Origin of the sequence: Streptomyces sp. CB09001 (assembly GCF_003369795.1) — a bacterium.
GTDB lineage: Bacteria > Actinomycetota > Actinomycetes > Streptomycetales > Streptomycetaceae > Streptomyces.
This window is the reverse complement of sequence record NZ_CP026730.1, coordinates 2,629,100-2,646,009: the sequence shown is the minus strand read 5'-3', so window position 1 is coordinate 2,646,009 and position 16,910 is coordinate 2,629,100. Positions and strand designations below refer to the sequence as shown.

Here is a 16,910-nt window from a genome sequence, read left to right as displayed (position 1 = left end):
ACCGCATGGCTGATCAGGACGCGCGAAACGGCGAGGACAAGCGGCCGACCGGGATACCGGCCCTTCGCTGGGAGGAACCCCCCGAGGGACCGGTGGTGGTGCTGCTGGACCAGACCAGGTTGCCCGCCGAGGAGGTCGAGCTGGTCTGCACGGACCCGGCCGCGCTGGTGGAGGCGATCCGCTCGCTCGCCGTGCGCGGGGCACCGCTGCTGGGCATCGCGGGCGGCTACGGGGTCGCGCTCGCCGCCGTACGGGGCTTCGAGGTCGAGGAGGCCGCGGCGGCGCTGGCGGGGGCGCGCCCGACTGCGGTGAACCTCGCCGTCGGGGTGCGCCGGGCGCAGGCCGCGCACCGGGAGGCGCTCGCCAGGACCGGTGACACCCGGCAGGCGGCCCGGGCGGCGCTGTCCGCGGCGAGGGCGCTGCACCGGGAGGACACCGAGGCCAGCGCCCGGATGGCCGCGCACGGACTCGCGCTGCTCGACGAGCTGCTGCCAGCCGGAGGGCACCGCGTCCTCACGCACTGCAACACCGGTTCGCTGGTGTCGGGCGGTGAGGGGACCGCTTTCGCGGTGGCGCTCGCGGCGCACCGGTCGGGGCGGCTGCGACGCCTGTGGGTGGACGAAACGCGTCCCTTGCTGCAAGGTGCTCGCCTGACGGCATACGAGGCGGCCCGCAACGACATGGCGTACACCTTGCTCACCGACAACGCGGCGGGTTCGCTGTTCGCGGCGGGTGAGGTGGACGCGGTCCTGATCGGCGCGGACCGCATCGCGGCCGACGGTTCGGTGGCGAACAAGGTGGGGAGCTATCCGCTCGCGGTGCTCGCGCGGTACCACCATGTGCCGTTCGTCGTGGTGGCTCCGGTCACGACGGTGGATCCGGACACGCCGGACGGGGCGTCCATCGATGTGGAACAGCGCCCCGGATATGAAGTGACCGAGGTCACAGCACCTCAGGTGCCGGTGGCGGGAGCGGGAGGCGGGATTCCGGTGGCACCCCTGGGGACCCAGGCGTACAACCCGGCGTTCGATGTGACTCCGCCCGAACTGGTGACGGCGATCGTCACCGAGGAGGGCGTGGTTTCGCCCGTGACGGCCGAGGCCCTGGCCTCGCTGTGTGCCAGGTCACGCCAGGTAACGATTAGCTAATGGGATGATGTCGTTTATGAAGGGACGAGTCCTTGTCGTCGACGACGACACCGCACTGGCCGAGATGCTCGGCATTGTGCTGCGTGGTGAGGGTTTTGAGCCATCTTTCGTAGCCGACGGCGACAAGGCGCTGGCCGCCTTCCGGGAGACCAAGCCGGACCTGGTGCTGCTCGACCTGATGCTGCCCGGACGGGACGGCATCGAGGTGTGCCGCCTGATCAGGGCGGAGTCGGGGGTGCCGATCGTGATGCTGACGGCGAAGAGTGACACCGTCGACGTCGTGGTGGGTCTGGAGTCGGGTGCCGACGACTACATCGTGAAGCCGTTCAAGCCGAAGGAGCTGGTGGCCCGGATCCGGGCGCGGCTGCGGAGGTCCGAGGAACCGGCGCCGGAGCAGCTCGCCATAGGCGACCTGGTCATCGACGTGGCCGGTCACTCCGTGAAGCGGGACGGGCAGTCGATCGCGCTGACGCCGCTGGAGTTCGACCTGCTGGTGGCGCTGGCCCGCAAGCCGTGGCAGGTGTTCACGCGTGAGGTGCTCCTCGAGCAGGTCTGGGGCTACCGGCACGCCGCCGACACCCGCCTGGTCAACGTGCACGTCCAGCGGCTGCGCTCCAAGGTCGAGAAGGACCCGGAGAAGCCGGAGATCGTGGTGACCGTCCGCGGCGTCGGCTACAAGGCCGGACCGAGCTGACATGGCCAGGGACAGTGCCGCTTCGGCGCCCGGGTCCGAGGCCCGCGCCGGACGGCCTGTCGGCCACCGGAGCGCCGGCTCCCGCCTCTTCGGCAGGGTGCTGGAGGGCGGGCTGCTGCACGGCGGGGTGCAGGGCAGCCCGGTGCTCCGTCTGTTCATGCGCTGGGTGCGCCGTCCCCTGCTGCCGGTCATGCGGCTGTGGCGGCGCAACATCCAGCTCAAGGTCGTCGCCACCACCCTGCTGATGTCGCTGGGCGTGGTGCTGCTGCTCGGCTTCGTGGTGATCGGGCAGGTCCGCAACGGACTGCTGGACGCCAAGGTGAAGGCCTCCCAGAGCCAGGCCACCGGTGGCTTCACCGCGGCCAAGCAGAAGGCCGAGGAGGCGGCGGCGAGCACCAACGGCGACGACGGCACCCCCGCGGACGGGCGTCCCTCGCAGAACGTCATCCAGTGGATGAGCGAGCTGGTGAAGTCGCTCTCCAGCGGCGGCCAGAGCGCCTTCGACGTGGTCACCCTCCCCATGGGCGGGGAGAGCGGCAGCGGCCGCGGGCCGCGCGCCTCCGGATCGGTCGACTGGGCGGTGAGCGTCCCCGAGGCCCTGCGGGAGCGGATCGACGGCGACACCGCGGCCGCCCAGAGCTACACCCGGATCGTCTACAACTCCGACCAGGCGTCCCAGCCCGGACTGGTCATCGGCAAGCAGGTCAACGACCCGAACGGCGAGCCGTACCAGCTGTACTACCTCTTCCCGCTCACCCAGGAGGAGAAGTCGCTCAGCCTGGTCAGGGGCACTCTGGCGACGGCCGGGCTGTTCGTCGTCGTGCTGCTCGGGGCCATCGCCTGGCTCGTGGTGCGCCAGGTCGTCACGCCGGTCCGGATGGCGGCCAGCATCGCCGAGCGGCTGTCCGCGGGGCGGCTGCAGGAACGGATGAAGGTCACCGGCGAGGACGACATCGCCCGGCTCGGCGAGGCCTTCAACAAGATGGCACAGAACCTCCAGCTCAAGATCAGCCAGCTGGAGGACCTGTCGCGGATGCAGCGGCGGTTCGTCTCCGACGTGTCGCACGAGCTGCGCACGCCGCTGACGACCGTACGGATGGCGGCCGACGTCATCCACGACGCGCGCGTGGACTTCGATCCGGTGACCGCGCGGTCGGCCGAACTGCTCGCCGACCAGCTGGACCGGTTCGAGACGCTGCTCGCGGACCTGCTGGAGATCAGCCGCTTCGACGCGGGCGCCGCCGCGCTGGAGGCGGAGCCGATAGACCTCAGGGAGGTCGTACGGCGGGTCGTCAGCGGTGCGGAGCCGCTCGCCGAGCGCAAGGGCACGGGGATACGCGTCGTCGGCGACCAGCAGCCCGTCGTCGCCGAGGCGGATGCCCGACGGGTCGAGCGCGTGCTGCGCAACCTCGTCGTCAACGCCGTCGAGCACGGCGAGGGCCGGGACGTCGTCGTCAAGCTCGCCGCGGCCGGGGGTGCCGTCGCCGTCGCGGTGCGCGACTACGGCGTCGGACTCAAGCCGGGCGAGGCCACCCGGGTCTTCAGCCGCTTCTGGCGGGCCGACCCGGCACGCGCGCGTACCACCGGCGGTACGGGGCTGGGGCTCTCGATCGCCCTGGAGGACGCGCGACTGCACGGCGGCTGGCTGCAGGCCTGGGGCGAGCCCGGCGGCGGTTCGCAGTTCCGGCTGACCCTGCCCAGGACCGCGGACGAGCCGCTCAGGGGGTCGCCGATACCGCTGGAGCCGACGGACTCGCGCCGCAACCGCGGGCTCAACGACGCGGGCCTCGCCGACCCGGCGGTGGCGCGCGGCGCGGACAAGTCGGTCGGGGTCCCCGCGCAGGTGCCGGCCGGGCAGGTCTCCGCGGTGCCCGCGCGGGGGCCGATAACGCCGCGGCAGGCCACGGTGGCACCCACGGCGGATCCGACGGCACTGCCGGGCAACGGCGCGCGCGTGGTGCCGAGGCCGGTGTCGGGTGCGCGGAGACAGGACGGCGGGCCGGCACCGGAGGCGGCGGGCCGCCAGGACGCCGGCCCAGAGGACTCGAGCAGGCAAGGGGAGGCATCTCGTGGGCGCTGACCGCGGGAGGGGCGGTCGGCGGGGGCCGGCACGCGTGGTGGCGTACGCCGTCGGCGGTGTCGTACTGCTGGCCGGATGCGCGGCCATGCCCGACAGCGGGGACCTCAGGGGCGTGGAGTCCACGCCCCGCCAGGACCCGCAGGTGCGGGTGTTCGCGATGCCGCCGCAGGAGGACGCCCCGCCCGCCGACATCGTGCAGGGCTTCCTGGAGGCGCTGACCAGCGACGATCCGCACTACGAGACGGCACGCAAATACCTGACCGGCGACGCCGCGAAGAACTGGCGGCCGGACGAGTCGGCGACGGTGCTCGCGGGCGGGCCGGGAACGGAGTCCGACCACTCGGGCAACCGCGAGGACGCCAACGACTACTCGGTCACCCTGAGCGGCACCAGGGTCGCCACGGTCGACGCGCAGCAGTCGTACGCGCCGGCCGACGGCGCGTACCGCGAGTCGGTGCACCTCACACGGGACGGCAAGTCCAAGCAGTGGCGCATCGATTCGCTGCCGCCGGGCGTCGTCATGGGCAAGTCGGACTTCCAGCGCAACTACATGTCGGTCAACCGGTACTACTTCGCCTCGAACACCCCGGCGCGGGCGGCCGCCGAGACGGGACCGGTGCGGGAGCCGGCGGCCGTCGCCGATCCCGTCTACGTGCGCCGGCGCGTGGATCCGATGACCCAGGTGGTGCGTTCCCTGCTGAGCGGGCCGACGAGCCTGCTGGGGCCCGTGGTCAGGTCCAGCTTCCCGACCGGGACGGCACTGGCGAAGAACGCCGGCGCGCTGACGCCCGACGACCGCAGCAAGCTGACCGTTCCGCTGAACGACAAGGCGGCGCGGGCCGGCGCGGACAAGTGCGACGAGATGGCCGCGCAACTCCTGTTCACGCTGCAGAACCTCACCCCGGCGGTGCAGGAGGTCGAGCTGCGCTCGGGCGGCGAGCAGTTGTGTTCGCTCTCCGAGGACCGCGCCGAGACGGTGGCGACGCGCGGCTCGGCACAGCGGCCCGACTACCTGTACTTCGTCGACGACCAGGACCGCCTGGTACGGATCGCGGCCGGCAGCAACGGGACCCGGGCCGAACCCGTGCCCGGCCCGCTGGGCGAGGGCGGGCAGGCCCTGCGGTCGGTGGCGGTGTCGCGCGACGAGCACAGCGCGGCCGGGATCGGTCTCGACAACAAGTTGCTGTACGTCGGTTCGCTGGTGTCGGGAGGTTCCCTCGGCGACCCCGTGCTGACCAGTCGGGGCAAGAAGGAGTCGGACCGGCTGACACCGCCCAGCTGGGATGCGCAGGGCGACCTGTGGATCGCCGACCGCAACCCGGCCGACCCGCGGTTGCTGCTGCTGAAGGAGGGCGCGGGCGATCCGGTGGAGGTGCGGACCCCGGGCCTCGACGGGCGCGTCCAGGCCGTACGGGTGGCCGCCGACGGGGTGCGGATCGCGCTCGTGGTCGAGAAGGACGGCAAGCGGTCGCTGCTCATCGGGCGGATCGAACGGGACGGGAAGGCGGGCGACCCGCCCGCGGTCACCGTGCTCGAACTGCGCTCCGCGACCCCCGAGCTGGAGGAGGTCACGGCCATGTCCTGGGCCGGTGACGCCCGGCTCGTCGTGGTGGGGCGTGAACGCGGGGGCGTCCAGCAGATCGGATACGTCCAGGTCGACGGCTCGACGCCGGAGGCATCGGTGCCCGCGGCGCTGACCGGCGTCAAGGAGATCGCCGCGACCGAGGACGAGCGGCTGCCGCTGGTGGCGTATTCGGAGGACCTCATCGTGCGGCTGCCGTCCGGGCTGCAGTGGCAGAAGGTGACGGAGGGGACCGCGCCGGTCTATCCGGGGTGAGGCGTCCCGTCCGGGCCGGGTGAGGCGTCCCGTCCGGGCCGGGTGAGACGTCCGCCGTTTCGTGCCCGACGGGTTTTCCACAGGGGTCCGGTCGCCGTTTTCCACAGGCCTGGCGGGGCTTCGCGGGCACGGGCACAGTGGTGGCCATGCGCGGATTGCGGACATGCCTGACACGGCGGACATGGCGGAGCGGGTGGGCCGACCTCACGGACCTGGTGCTGCCCGCCGAGTGCGGGGGCTGCGGCACGGCTCGTGAGGTGCTGTGCCCCCGGTGCCGTAGGGCGCTGGGCGGGGCCCCGCCGTGCCGCGTGCGTCCGGAGCCGGAGCCGCCGGGGCTGCCCGCGGTGCACGCGGCGGCGCCGTACGCGGACGAGGTGCGGGCGGCGTTGCTGGCCCACAAGGAGCGGGGGGTGCTCGCCCTCACCAGGCCGCTCGGCGTGGCGTTGGCGCAAGCGGTGCGGGCGGGTCTCCGGGCGGCGTGGACGGACGCCGGTGACGTGGGGGCCGGTGCGGTGAGGGGCGGAGTGGCGCGTCCCGTGGAAGTGCGGGGACCGGTGCTGCTCGTGCCGGTGCCGTCGGCGCGCAGAGCGGTGCGGACGCGGGGGCACGATCCGGCGCGGCGGATCGCCCTCGCGGCGGCGGGGGAGCTGCGGCGCACCGGGACGTCCGCCCGGGTGCTCGCCGTGCTGCGGCAGCGCTACGCCGTGGCCGACCAGTCGGGGCTCGACGCCCGGCGGCGGCTGGACAACCTCGCCGGCGCGCTGGCGGTGGCGCCCGGCGGTGGCGGGCTGCTGCGCGGCGGTGGGCCGGTCGTCCTGGTCGACGACCTGATGACGACGGGGGCGTCGCTGGCCGAGGCGGCCCGTGCGGTGCGCGCGGCGACGGCCGCCGCCGTTGGGTCGCGGGCGGGGCCGGCTGCGTACGGGACGGCGAGATCGGCTGTGTATCCGGCCGCGGCAGGGGAAGGCAGAGAGGAACGGAAGACCGGACCCCGAATGGCGGGTCCGTACGGAGGCGGTGGCGTGATCCGTGAAGCGATCTGCGCGGCAGTGGTCGCGGCTTCACCAGATTCTTTCGAAATAAACCGGAACTGACTGAGAACTTACGTCGTTGCAGGTAATGAGGGAGTCAATTCACCGGAACGGAGGTACGCCGCGGTAGAGGGTGACGACATCCGTCCGGGCGAGATATGTTCGGTTGTGAGGCAAAGCCGCAGGCCACACCTCTCAAATCCGAATGCCGTGCTGCGGGTTTACCGTCATCACCCGCACCGGTGGAGTGGAGATCCCGCCCGCGGGGGAGGAGGTGGACGTCACCGAGTCCGAGGTTTCGGGATCGACCGGAACCTGGTGCAAAAGGGAGATGCTCCGCCGTCGAAGCGGAGCGATCCGGGAACGGAGTTCTGCGTGGACATCGTCGTCAAGGGCCGCAAGACCGAGGTGCCCGAGCGGTTCCGGAAGCACGTGGCCGAGAAGCTGAAGCTGGAGAAGATCCAGAAGCTCGATGGCAAGGTGATCAGCCTCGACGTCGAGGTGTCCAAGGAGCCGAACCCCCGGCAGGCCGACCGCTGTGACCGGGTGGAGATCACGCTCCGCTCCCGCGGTCCGGTGATCCGGGCGGAGGCGGCGGCGAGCGACCCCTACGCGGCGCTCGACCTGGCGGCGGAGAAGCTCGGCGCACGGCTGCGCAAGCAGCACGACAAGCGCTTCTCGCGCCGTGGCGCCCGCCGGATCTCGGCGGCCGAGGTCGCCGACCACGTACCAGGCGCGGCGACGCTCAACGGGAACGGCGACGTCGTCCCGACGGAGAAGCAGGACGGCGTACCCACCAAGAAGATCGGCTCGCTGGAGGTCCAGGGCGACGGTCCGCTCGTCGTCCGGGAGAAGACCCACGTGGCCGCACCCATGTCCCTCGACCAGGCGCTCTACGAGATGGAGCTGGTCGGGCACGACTTCTACCTGTTCGTCGACTCCGAGACGAAGGAGCCCAGCGTCGTCTACCGGCGGCACGCCTACGACTACGGCGTGATCCACCTGACCACGGACACGATGGTCACTCAGGCCCACGCCCCCGACGCGGGCGACGCGCTCGGCGGCTGACACCCGCCGCCGGGTGACAGCGGTTCGGTGCCCCTGGAGCGCGTGTGCGCCCCCAGGGGCACCGGTGTGCGACGGTGCGCGAGGGTGTGCGACCCCAGAGCTGCCCGTTCGGTCACTCCGCTGTCCGCCGGGCATGGAATCATGGCGGCAACGGCCCAACCGGTGGGTCGTTGCTCTGGGTTGGCGATGGCTCAGGACCACGTGCCACAGCCTTCAGGGGGAGGAACGATGGCGGACAGTTTCGGACCGATGCGGGGCGCGGGCGTCGACCACGGGATCGTCGACGGGGTCGCCGGCATGGGCCCGGACGCGGGCTCCGCACGCGAGGAGCCGATCAGGGTGCTGGTCGTGGACGACCACGCCCTCTTCCGCCGCGGCCTGGAGATCGTGCTCGCGGCCGAGGAGGACATCCAGGTCGTCGGAGAGGCCGGTGACGGCGCCGAGGCCGTGGAGAAGGCGGCCGACCTGCTGCCGGACATCGTCCTGATGGATGTGCGGATGCCCAAGCGGGGCGGCATCGAGGCCTGCACCTCCATCAAGGAGGTGGCCCCCAGTGCCAAGATCATCATGCTGACGATCAGCGACGAGGAGGCCGACCTCTACGACGCGATCAAGGCGGGCGCGACCGGTTATCTCCTCAAGGAGATCTCGACGGACGAGGTGGCCACCGCCATTCGCGCGGTGGCCGACGGACAGTCCCAGATCAGCCCGTCCATGGCCTCGAAACTGCTCACCGAGTTCAAGTCGATGATCCAGCGCACCGACGAACGCCGACTGGTGCCCGCGCCGCGGCTCACGGATCGCGAGCTGGAGGTCCTCAAGCTCGTCGCCACGGGAATGAACAACCGGGACATCGCCAAGGAACTGTTCATTTCCGAGAACACCGTGAAGAACCACGTGCGCAACATCCTGGAGAAACTCCAGCTGCACTCCAGGATGGAGGCCGTGGTGTACGCGATGCGGGAGAAGATTCTCGAGATCCGGTGAGAGCCGGTGACCCGCTGAGCCCGTTCCCGGTCAGTCGAGCAGCCGGGCCAGCTCCCGGGTGAGGGGCTCCCGCAGACCCGGTGCCTCGACCCGCTCCACGCGCACGTTCGTGCAGTCCACCCAGCTCGCCGCCTCGGCCAGCGCCTCTGCCACGGCCGGGACCGCCTTCGGGCCGTCCAGCGTGACCTGCTTGGCGACCAGGGTGCGCCCCTCGCGGGCCGGGTCCACGCGGCCGACGAGCCGGCCGCCGGCCAGGACCGGCATCGCGAAGTAGCCGTGCACCCGCTTCTGCCTGGGTACGTAGGCCTCCAGCCGGTGGGTGAAGCCGAAGATCCGCTCCGTGCGCGCCCGCTCCCAGATCAGCGAGTCGAAGGGCGAGAGCAGCGTCGTGCGGTGACGGCCGCGCGGGGTCGTCTCCAGGGCCGCGGGGTCCGCCCAGGCAGGACGGCCCCAGCCCGCCACCGTGACCGGCACCAGGCCCGAGTCGGCGATCACCGCGTCCACCTGCTCGGCCTTGAGACGGTGGTAGTCCGCGATGTCCGCGCGCGTGCCGACGCCCAGGGACCGGCCGGCCAGGCGGACCAGGCGGCGCAGGCACTCCGTGTCGTCCAGGTCGTCGTGCAGCAGCGCGGCCGGGACGGCACGCTCGGCCAGGTCGTACACCCGCTTCCAGCCGCGCCGCTCCACGCACACCACCTCGCCGTACATGAGCGCGCGCTCGACGGCGACCTTCGTGCCCGACCAGTCCCACCACTCGCTGGTCCTCTTCGCGCCGCCCAGGTCCGTCGCGGTGAGGGGGCCCTCCTCGCGCAGCTGCTTGACGACGCGGTCGTAGTCGCCGTCGGGGAGGTGGTGGTTCCAGTGCGGGCGGTTGCGGTACGCGCGGCGGCGGAAGGCGAAGTGGGGCCACTCCTCGATGGGGAGGATGCAGGCGGCGTGGGACCAGTACTCGAAGGCGTGGGTGTCCGTCCAGTAGGCGTCGTCGACGGTCCGGCGGCCGACCGCGCCGAGCCGGGCGTAGGGGATCAGCTCGTGGGAGCGGGCCAGGACCGAGATCGTGTCGAGCTGCACCGCGCCCAGGTGACGGAGGACGCCGCGGACGCCCGCGCGGCGGTCGGGGGCGCCGAGGAAGCCCTGCGCGCGGAGGGCGAGGCGGCGGGCCTCGTCTGCGGACAGTTCCGTGGCGGGGGGCGGGAGGGTCGTCATACGTCCGCACGATAGGGGGTGGGTCTGACAGCGGGGGCGGGTGCGGGGTGGGCGCGGGCCCGCGCTTGCCGGGTGCCGCTGCGCCCACCCGTGCCGCCTGGGGCGACCGCCCAGGCCGTTCGGGCACCGGGGAGCCGGGCCTGCCCGCGGCTACGCCGGTGTCGGGAGGTACGGGGACGTGGACGGGAGGGCGAGGTCCGAGGGGAGGAGGGAGCCGATCCAGCTGTCGCGGCGGACGCCCTTGTTGTTGATCGCGGAGCGCAACGTGCCCTCCATGGCGAAGCCCGCGCGTTGGGCCACCGCGCGGGAGGCCGTGTTGCCGACCTCGGCACGCCACTCCAGGCGGTCCACGGCCCGCTCGGTGAAGGCCCAGCGGGCGGCGGCGACGGCGGCCTCGGTGGTGTAGCCCCGGCCGCGGTGCTCCTTGGTGCCCCAGAACCCGATCTCACCGGTGCCCAGCGAGATCATCGTGACGGCGAGCATGCCCACCAGGTCCCCGGCCGGGAGGAAGAGGCCGAAGGTGAACATCGAGTCGTTCGCCCAGCCGTCGGGGACCATCTGCTCCGTGAAGCCGCGCGCGTGCTCCGGGAGGTAGGGCGAGGGGATCGTCGTCCAGCGCTGGATGTCGGGATCCTGCGCGGCGGCGTACACGGCCTCGGCGTCCCGGGGGCCGACCGTGCGCAGGACGAGGCGGTCGGTGGTGAGCGTGACGGGTTCCATCGGCCGATTCTGCGCGGCGTCCCGTGGCGGCGCCAATATTTTTGCCGTGCGTGAACATCCGGTCACCTCTCGTGCGATTCGCCGGAAGGCGCGGCACCATCCGCGGGGCCCGGACGTTGAAAGGGGTGGCAGCAGACAGGGATGCTGGATGCGAGGAGCGGGCAGGTCCCCGTCGCAGCAGGCCTCCCGGGGCAGCGGGGTCCTCGCATACGATGGCCGTTGCCCGATCCGTCACAGGAAACCGACCGTCCCAGGCCCGACCGGCAAGGAGACCAACCCCCGTGTCCGTCCTCTCGAAGCTCATGCGTGCAGGCGAAGGCAAGATCCTGCGCAAGCTGCACCGCATCGCGGACCAGGTCAACTCCATCGAAGAGGACTTCGCTGACCTCTCCGACGCCGAGCTGCGGGCCCTCACCGACGAGTACAAGCAGCGCTACGCCGACGGTGAGAGCCTTGACGACCTGCTGCCCGAAGCCTTCGCCACCGTCCGCGAGGCCGCCAAGCGCGTCCTGGGCCAGCGGCACTACGACGTGCAGATCATGGGCGGCGCGGCCCTGCACATGGGCTACGTGGCCGAGATGAAGACCGGTGAGGGCAAGACCCTCGTCGGCACGCTGCCCGCCTATCTCAACGCCCTGTCCGGCGAGGGCGTGCACATCGTCACGGTCAACGACTACCTGGCCGAGCGCGACTCCGAGATGATGGGCCGCGTCCACAAGTTCCTCGGTCTGAACGTCGGCTGCATCCTCGCCAACCAGACGCCGGCCCAGCGCCGTGAGATGTACGCCTGCGACATCACCTACGGCACGAACAACGAGTTCGGCTTCGACTACCTGCGCGACAACATGGCGTGGTCCAAGGACGAGCTCGTCCAGCGCGGCCACAACTTCGCCATCGTCGACGAGGTCGACTCCATCCTCGTCGACGAGGCCCGTACGCCGCTGATCATCTCCGGCCCGGCCGACCAGGCCACCAAGTGGTACGGCGACTTCGCCAAGCTGGTCACCCGCCTGAAGAAGGGCGAGGCCGGCAACACCCTCAAGGGCATCGAGGAGACCGGTGACTACGAGGTCGACGAGAAGAAGCGCACCGTCGCCATCCACGAGTCGGGCGTGTCCAAGGTCGAGGACTGGCTGGGCATCGACAACCTCTACGAGTCGGTGAACACCCCGCTGGTCGGCTACCTGAACAACGCCATCAAGGCCAAGGAACTGTTCAAGAAGGACAAGGACTACGTCGTCCTCGACGGCGAAGTCATGATCGTCGACGAGCACACCGGCCGTATCCTCGCCGGCCGCCGCTACAACGAGGGCATGCACCAGGCGATCGAGGCGAAGGAAGGGGTGGACATCAAGGACGAGAACCAGACGCTCGCCACGATCACCCTCCAGAACTTCTTCCGCCTCTACAAGCGCCACGACCACAACGACAAGGAACAGCCCGGCCTGTCCGGCATGACCGGTACGGCGATGACCGAGGCCGCCGAGTTCCACCAGATCTACAAGCTCGGCGTGGTGCCGATCCCGACCAACCGGCCCATGGTGCGCAAGGACCAGTCGGACCTCATCTACCGCACCGAGGTCGCCAAGTTCGAGGCCGTCGTCGACGACATCGAGGAGAAGCACCGCAAGGGCCAGCCGATCCTCGTCGGCACCACCTCGGTCGAGAAGTCCGAGTACCTCTCGCAGCAGCTCAGCAAGCGCGGCGTCCAGCACGAGGTGCTCAACGCCAAGCAGCACGACCGGGAGGCGACGATCGTCGCCCAGGCGGGCCGCAAGGGCTCCGTGACGGTGGCCACGAACATGGCCGGCCGTGGCACGGACATCAAGCTGGGCGGCAACCCGGAGGACCTCGCCGAGGCGGAGCTGCGTCAGCGCGGCCTCGACCCCGAGGAGCACATCGAGGAGTGGGCCGCGGCCCTGCCCGCCGCGCTGGAGCGGGCCGAGCAGGCGGTCAAGGCCGAGTTCGAAGAGGTCAAGGACCTGGGCGGCCTGTACGTCCTGGGCACCGAGCGGCACGAGTCGCGGCGCATCGACAACCAGCTGCGCGGTCGTTCCGGCCGTCAGGGCGACCCCGGCGAGTCCCGCTTCTACCTCTCCCTGGGCGACGACCTGATGCGGCTGTTCAAGGCCCAGATGGTCGAGCGCGTGATGTCCATGGCGAACGTGCCGGACGACGTGCCGATCGAGAACAAGATGGTCACGCGCGCGATCGCGTCCGCCCAGTCGCAGGTCGAGACGCAGAACTTCGAGACCCGTAAGAACGTCCTGAAGTACGACGAGGTCCTCAACCGCCAGCGCGAGGTCATCTACGGCGAGCGTCGCCGCGTTCTGGAGGGCGAGGACCTGCAGGAGCAGATCCAGCACTTCACGAACGACACGATCGACGCCTACGTGCAGGCCGAGACCGCCGAGGGCTTCCCCGAGGACTGGGACCTCGACCGGCTGTGGGGCGCCTTCAAGCAGCTCTACCCGGTGAAGGTCACCGTCGAGGAGCTGGAGGAGGCGGCCGGCGACCGGGCCGGACTGACCGCCGACTACATCGCGGAGTCCATCAAGGACGACGTCCAGGAGCAGTACGAGGCGCGCGAGAAGCAGCTCGGCTCCGAGATCATGCGCGAGCTGGAGCGCCGGGTCGTCCTGTCGGTCCTGGACCGCAAGTGGCGCGAGCACCTCTACGAGATGGACTACCTCCAGGAGGGCATCGGCCTGCGCGCGATGGCGCAGAAGGACCCCCTGGTCGAGTACCAGCGCGAGGGCTTCGACATGTTCCAGGCCATGATGGAGGGCATCAAGGAGGAGTCCGTCGGCTACCTGTTCAACCTGGAGGTCCAGGTCGAGCAGCAGGTCGAGGAGGTCCCGGTCGAGGACGCGGCGCCGTCGCTCGACAAGGGCGCGCAGGACGCGGTTCCGGCCCAGGCGGGCGCCCGTCCGGAGATCCGTGCCAAGGGTCTCGACGCGCCGCAGCGCCGTGACCTGCACTTCTCCGCGCCGACCGTGGACGGCGAGGGCGGTGTCGTCGAGGGCGAGTTCACCGACGGCGAGCCTGCCCAGGCCCAGTCCGACGGGCTCACGCGCGCGGAGCGCCGCAAGCAGGCCAAGGGCGGGCGGCGCCGCAAGAAGTGACGCCGCGGTGCCCGCGGGCACCACGGCGACGGGAAGGGCCGGTCACCCGGGGTGACCGGCCCTTCGGCCTGTCCTGGCCGTCGTGTCCCTGGCGGCCCTGCCCTGGTGGCGGCCCCGTTCCGGCGGGCCGGCCGGGACGGTCAGTCGTCGTCCGCGCGGGTCCTTCTGGGGCCGCCCACTTCCACCGCCGTGCAGCGCCAGCGCAGGTCCCGGCCCCGCTCCAGGCGGAACGCCATGGCACGCAGCCGGTCGCCCGCGCCGATGCGCGCGAAGACCTCCAGGGCGCCCGGCCGGGGCTCGAAGTAGCCGATGTCGCGGACGACGGGCGAGGTGCCGCGGGTGCGCAGCGGGCCGCGTTCGGCGAGGTGGGCCAGGTCGTCGTAGGCGCGGCCGACGGTGTGGCGGAGCATCGAGTGGACGGGACGCCGACCGCTGAGGACGCCGAGCAGGAGCTCGGCGAAGTGGTCGGTGGGGCGCAGCTGCGGGACGGGCCGGCGAGGCGTCTGAGCGGGGACGACGGGCGCCGCGGAGGGCCGGGCGACCCGTCGTTGGCTCCGCCCCCGGGACGGGGCCGGGACAGGGGCCGGGGCGGCGTTCGCGGTGCGGGCGGTGGCGGAGGCCGTGCCCGGGCGACCGTCGACGGGAGCCGCGGTCGGGCGGCCAGGGGCGGAGGCGGTGGACGAGGCCGGCGCCGAGCCCGCGACGGGGGCGCCCGGGGCCCTGCGACCGGAGCGGGCCTCGCGCCCCGGCCCGGTCCGGCCGTGGGCGGGCGGGTGTCCGCCGGCCGCGTACGCGACCGCTGGGAACGGCCAGGAGCCCCTGGCGGCCGCCCACCGGACGCCGTGGCCCGCACCCCGCGCTCCCCCGGCCTCCGGGGCGGCACACCTCCGGGTGTACGAGGCGGGGCACCACCGGGCTCGCCGGTCGGCGTGACCTCCTGGCCGTGGGTCAGCGCGCCTCCCGGGCCGTGGGTCGGCATGCCTCCCGGGCCGTACGACGGCGAGGTCCCCGGGCCGTACGACGGCAGGGCCCCCGGGCCGTACGACGGCGAGGCCCCTCGGGCGTAGGAGGACGTGGCACCCGTGCCGCCGAAGGGCGGTGTGGCACCCGGGCCGTGGGGCGGCGGCGGTGAGGCGGGATGGGACGTGGGATGGGACGGGGGAAGGGACGTGGGGGCGGTGGGGCGGGGCTGGGTTCGGGTCATGACCTTGCGCATGGGGGTCCCCGTTCGGCGGCCCGGGTGATACCGGGCGGTAACTTCGCGGTCGGGGATCTTGTACGGGGTGGAGGGGCGGCACGGCAAGGACGCGGGCGGTCGGGTCGAGGGGGTCGGGAAGTTCACCTATCAGAGTGATGAAGGGGTCGGAAGGGCCGTAGCGGGGCGGGTGGGGCGGGTGAATTCCGGGACCGGGGTGGACGTGTCGGAGGTCACGGGTGGGGACTCGAAAGGGGACACCCGCACGTATCCTGAGGGCTCTCCGGCCGGGTCGCCGAGCGATCCGGCGGCGTCCCCGGCGTCCCCGACCACGAAAGCGGCAGACTCATGCGCGTCTACGTCCCCCTGACCCTGTCCGGCCTCGCCGAGGCGCACCGGGCGGGAGAGCTGGGGACCGGGCCGCTCGTCGCCTACGCCGTCACACCGGCGCTGCGCGAGTGGTACCTGTCGGACGACATCGAGGAGCTGGAGTACGCCGCCCTCAACCGGGCCGCCCTGGCCTCGCTGCGCGCGCTGGCGGCCGACCCGGCCGAGGCGCGGCGCCGGGTCGTGGTCGCCGCCGACGTCTCCGACGGCGCCGCCGTGGCCGACCCGGACCGCGTCCCCGATCCGGCGGCGCTGGGCGAGGTCCGGGTCGCCGGGCCGCTGCCGCTGGCCAAGGCGGCCGCGGTGCACGTCGACTCCGCCGAAGCGGAGGCGGACGTACGCGCCGCGGCGGAGGCCCTCGCCGCGGCGGACGGCGGGGACGACGACGCCCAGTTCGTCGTGGACGGCGCGGAGGACCACGAGCTGCTCTGGTACGCGACGCAGGAGATCCCGAACCTGGTGTGACCAGGCACGTCGCATCGCGGTGTCCCGATTGTCAGTGGCGCCGGGTACGTTTTCGGGCATGGGGATGCAGACGGGCGCACACATCGTGTGGGACTGGAACGGCACGCTGTTCCACGACAACGACGCGATCATCGGAGCGACGAACGCGGCGTTCGCCGAGCTCGGGCTGGCGCCGATCACACTGGAGCGGTACCGGGCGCTGTACTGCGTGCCGGTGCCGAAGTTCTACGAGCGGCTGATGGGGCGGCTGCCCACCGACGCCGAGTGGGAGGTCATGGACGCGGCCTTCCAGCGCCACTACAGCGTGCACCGGAGCCGGTGCGCGCTCGCGGACGGTGTCACGGAGCTGCTCGCCCGGTGGCGGTCGGCGGGACGCAGCCAGTCGATCCTCAGCATGTACGGCCACGACGAGCTGGTGCCGCTGGTCAAGGGTTTCGGGATCGAGACGCACTTCATACGCGTCGACGGACGGACCGGGCCGTCCGGGGGCAGCAAGGCCGAGCACATGGTGCGCCACCTCGCCCAGCTGGCGCTGTCCGGGGTGGAGCCCGCTCGCACGGTGGTGATCGGGGACGCCGCCGACGACGCGGTGGCGGCGAGCCACGTGGGCGCCGGCGCGGTGCTCTACACCGGGGGGTCGCACAGCCGGGCCAGCCTCGAGGGGGTCGGGGTGCCGGTGGTGGACACGCTGGGAGAGGCCGTGGCGGTGGCGGAGCGGCTGGCGGGATGACGGTGCCGGGCGGCACCGGGGGCGTACCCGGCGCCGCGTCGTAGCTGTGCGGAACGTCCAAGTCGGGGGCCCGGTTTTGTACACATGCGGCTCATGACGGGGAGCCCGTGCGGGGCGATAGCCTTGTGGCGTGATCAGCGCGATAGCTCGCGGGGGCACTGGTGCCCCTGCCCTGCGCCCGGCACCCGCGGACGACATCCGTGGCCGGGCGGCGGTCGCTGATCCTCGCGGGCGGGC

General features: G+C 72.1%; 13 protein-coding genes. 10 read left to right on the top strand and 3 right to left on the bottom strand.

Annotated elements, in window-relative coordinates:
• Positions 1-5 precede the first annotated feature (5 nt).
• From mtnA to C4J65_RS12175, 7 genes are all read left to right on the top strand, one after another.
• Entirely contained in the window at positions 6-1,148 is a 1,143-nt protein-coding gene (mtnA, locus tag C4J65_RS12210) for an S-methyl-5-thioribose-1-phosphate isomerase (protein ID WP_115742436.1), read from the top strand.
• A gap of 4 nt (positions 1,149-1,152) precedes the next feature.
• Positions 1,153-1,842, top strand: coding sequence for a two-component system response regulator MtrA (mtrA, locus tag C4J65_RS12205; RefSeq protein WP_003975799.1), 690 nt, complete (start codon positions 1,153-1,155; stop codon positions 1,840-1,842).
• 1 nt (position 1,843) lies between these two features.
• Complete coding sequence (gene mtrB / locus C4J65_RS12200; protein ID WP_115742435.1) at positions 1,844-3,922, top strand: two-component system sensor histidine kinase MtrB; 2,079 nt, start codon at positions 1,844-1,846, stop codon at positions 3,920-3,922.
• Positions 3,912-5,759 carry an LpqB family beta-propeller domain-containing protein gene (locus C4J65_RS12195; RefSeq protein WP_115742434.1) on the top strand — a complete coding sequence of 616 codons (1,848 nt, stop codon included), beginning with the start codon at positions 3,912-3,914 and terminating at the stop codon, positions 5,757-5,759. Before mtrB ends, C4J65_RS12195 begins: the two co-directional genes overlap by 11 nt.
• A gap of 146 nt (positions 5,760-5,905) precedes the next feature.
• Entirely contained in the window at positions 5,906-6,853 is a 948-nt protein-coding gene (locus C4J65_RS12190) for a ComF family protein (RefSeq protein WP_115742433.1), read from the top strand.
• Positions 6,854-7,165: 312 nt separating this feature from the next.
• The gene (gene raiA / locus C4J65_RS12180; RefSeq protein WP_016326377.1) at positions 7,166-7,858 is read left to right on the top strand and encodes a ribosome-associated translation inhibitor RaiA; all 693 of its coding nucleotides are present in this window, start codon (positions 7,166-7,168) and stop codon (positions 7,856-7,858) included.
• A gap of 228 nt (positions 7,859-8,086) precedes the next feature.
• Positions 8,087-8,845: a response regulator transcription factor gene (locus C4J65_RS12175; RefSeq protein WP_115742431.1), complete on the top strand. Its 759-nt coding sequence runs from the start codon at positions 8,087-8,089 to the stop codon at positions 8,843-8,845.
• A gap of 30 nt (positions 8,846-8,875) precedes the next feature.
• Here the strand turns inward: C4J65_RS12175 and C4J65_RS12170 are convergent, their stop codons facing one another.
• Both C4J65_RS12170 and C4J65_RS12165 read right to left on the bottom strand, forming a co-directional pair.
• The gene (locus C4J65_RS12170; RefSeq protein ID WP_115742430.1) at positions 8,876-10,051 is read right to left on the bottom strand and encodes a crosslink repair DNA glycosylase YcaQ family protein; all 1,176 of its coding nucleotides are present in this window, start codon (positions 10,049-10,051) and stop codon (positions 8,876-8,878) included.
• A 150-nt stretch (positions 10,052-10,201) separates the two neighbouring features.
• Positions 10,202-10,771 (bottom strand): GNAT family N-acetyltransferase, encoded by a 570-nt coding sequence (locus C4J65_RS12165; protein ID WP_115742429.1) that lies wholly within the window; start codon positions 10,769-10,771, stop codon positions 10,202-10,204.
• 281 nt (positions 10,772-11,052) lie between these two features.
• Here C4J65_RS12165 and secA point away from each other — a divergent pair, with 281 nt between their 5' ends.
• On the top strand, positions 11,053-13,896 hold the full coding sequence (gene secA / locus C4J65_RS12160; RefSeq protein ID WP_115742428.1) for a preprotein translocase subunit SecA: 2,844 nt from the start codon (positions 11,053-11,055) through the stop codon (positions 13,894-13,896).
• Positions 13,897-14,036: 140 nt separating this feature from the next.
• Here the strand turns inward: secA and C4J65_RS12155 are convergent, their stop codons facing one another.
• Positions 14,037-14,306 carry an Rv3235 family protein gene (locus C4J65_RS12155; RefSeq protein ID WP_003975808.1) on the bottom strand — a complete coding sequence of 90 codons (270 nt, stop codon included), beginning with the start codon at positions 14,304-14,306 and terminating at the stop codon, positions 14,037-14,039.
• Between the two features lie 1,133 nt (positions 14,307-15,439).
• Here C4J65_RS12155 and C4J65_RS12140 point away from each other — a divergent pair.
• Both C4J65_RS12140 and C4J65_RS12135 read left to right on the top strand, forming a co-directional pair.
• Positions 15,440-15,943, top strand: a complete 504-nt coding sequence (locus C4J65_RS12140) for a hypothetical protein (RefSeq protein WP_115742426.1) — start codon at positions 15,440-15,442, stop codon at positions 15,941-15,943.
• Between the two features lie 58 nt (positions 15,944-16,001).
• On the top strand, positions 16,002-16,673 hold the full coding sequence (locus C4J65_RS12135) for an HAD family hydrolase (protein ID WP_115742425.1): 672 nt from the start codon (positions 16,002-16,004) through the stop codon (positions 16,671-16,673).
• Positions 16,674-16,910: the final 237 nt, after the last annotated feature.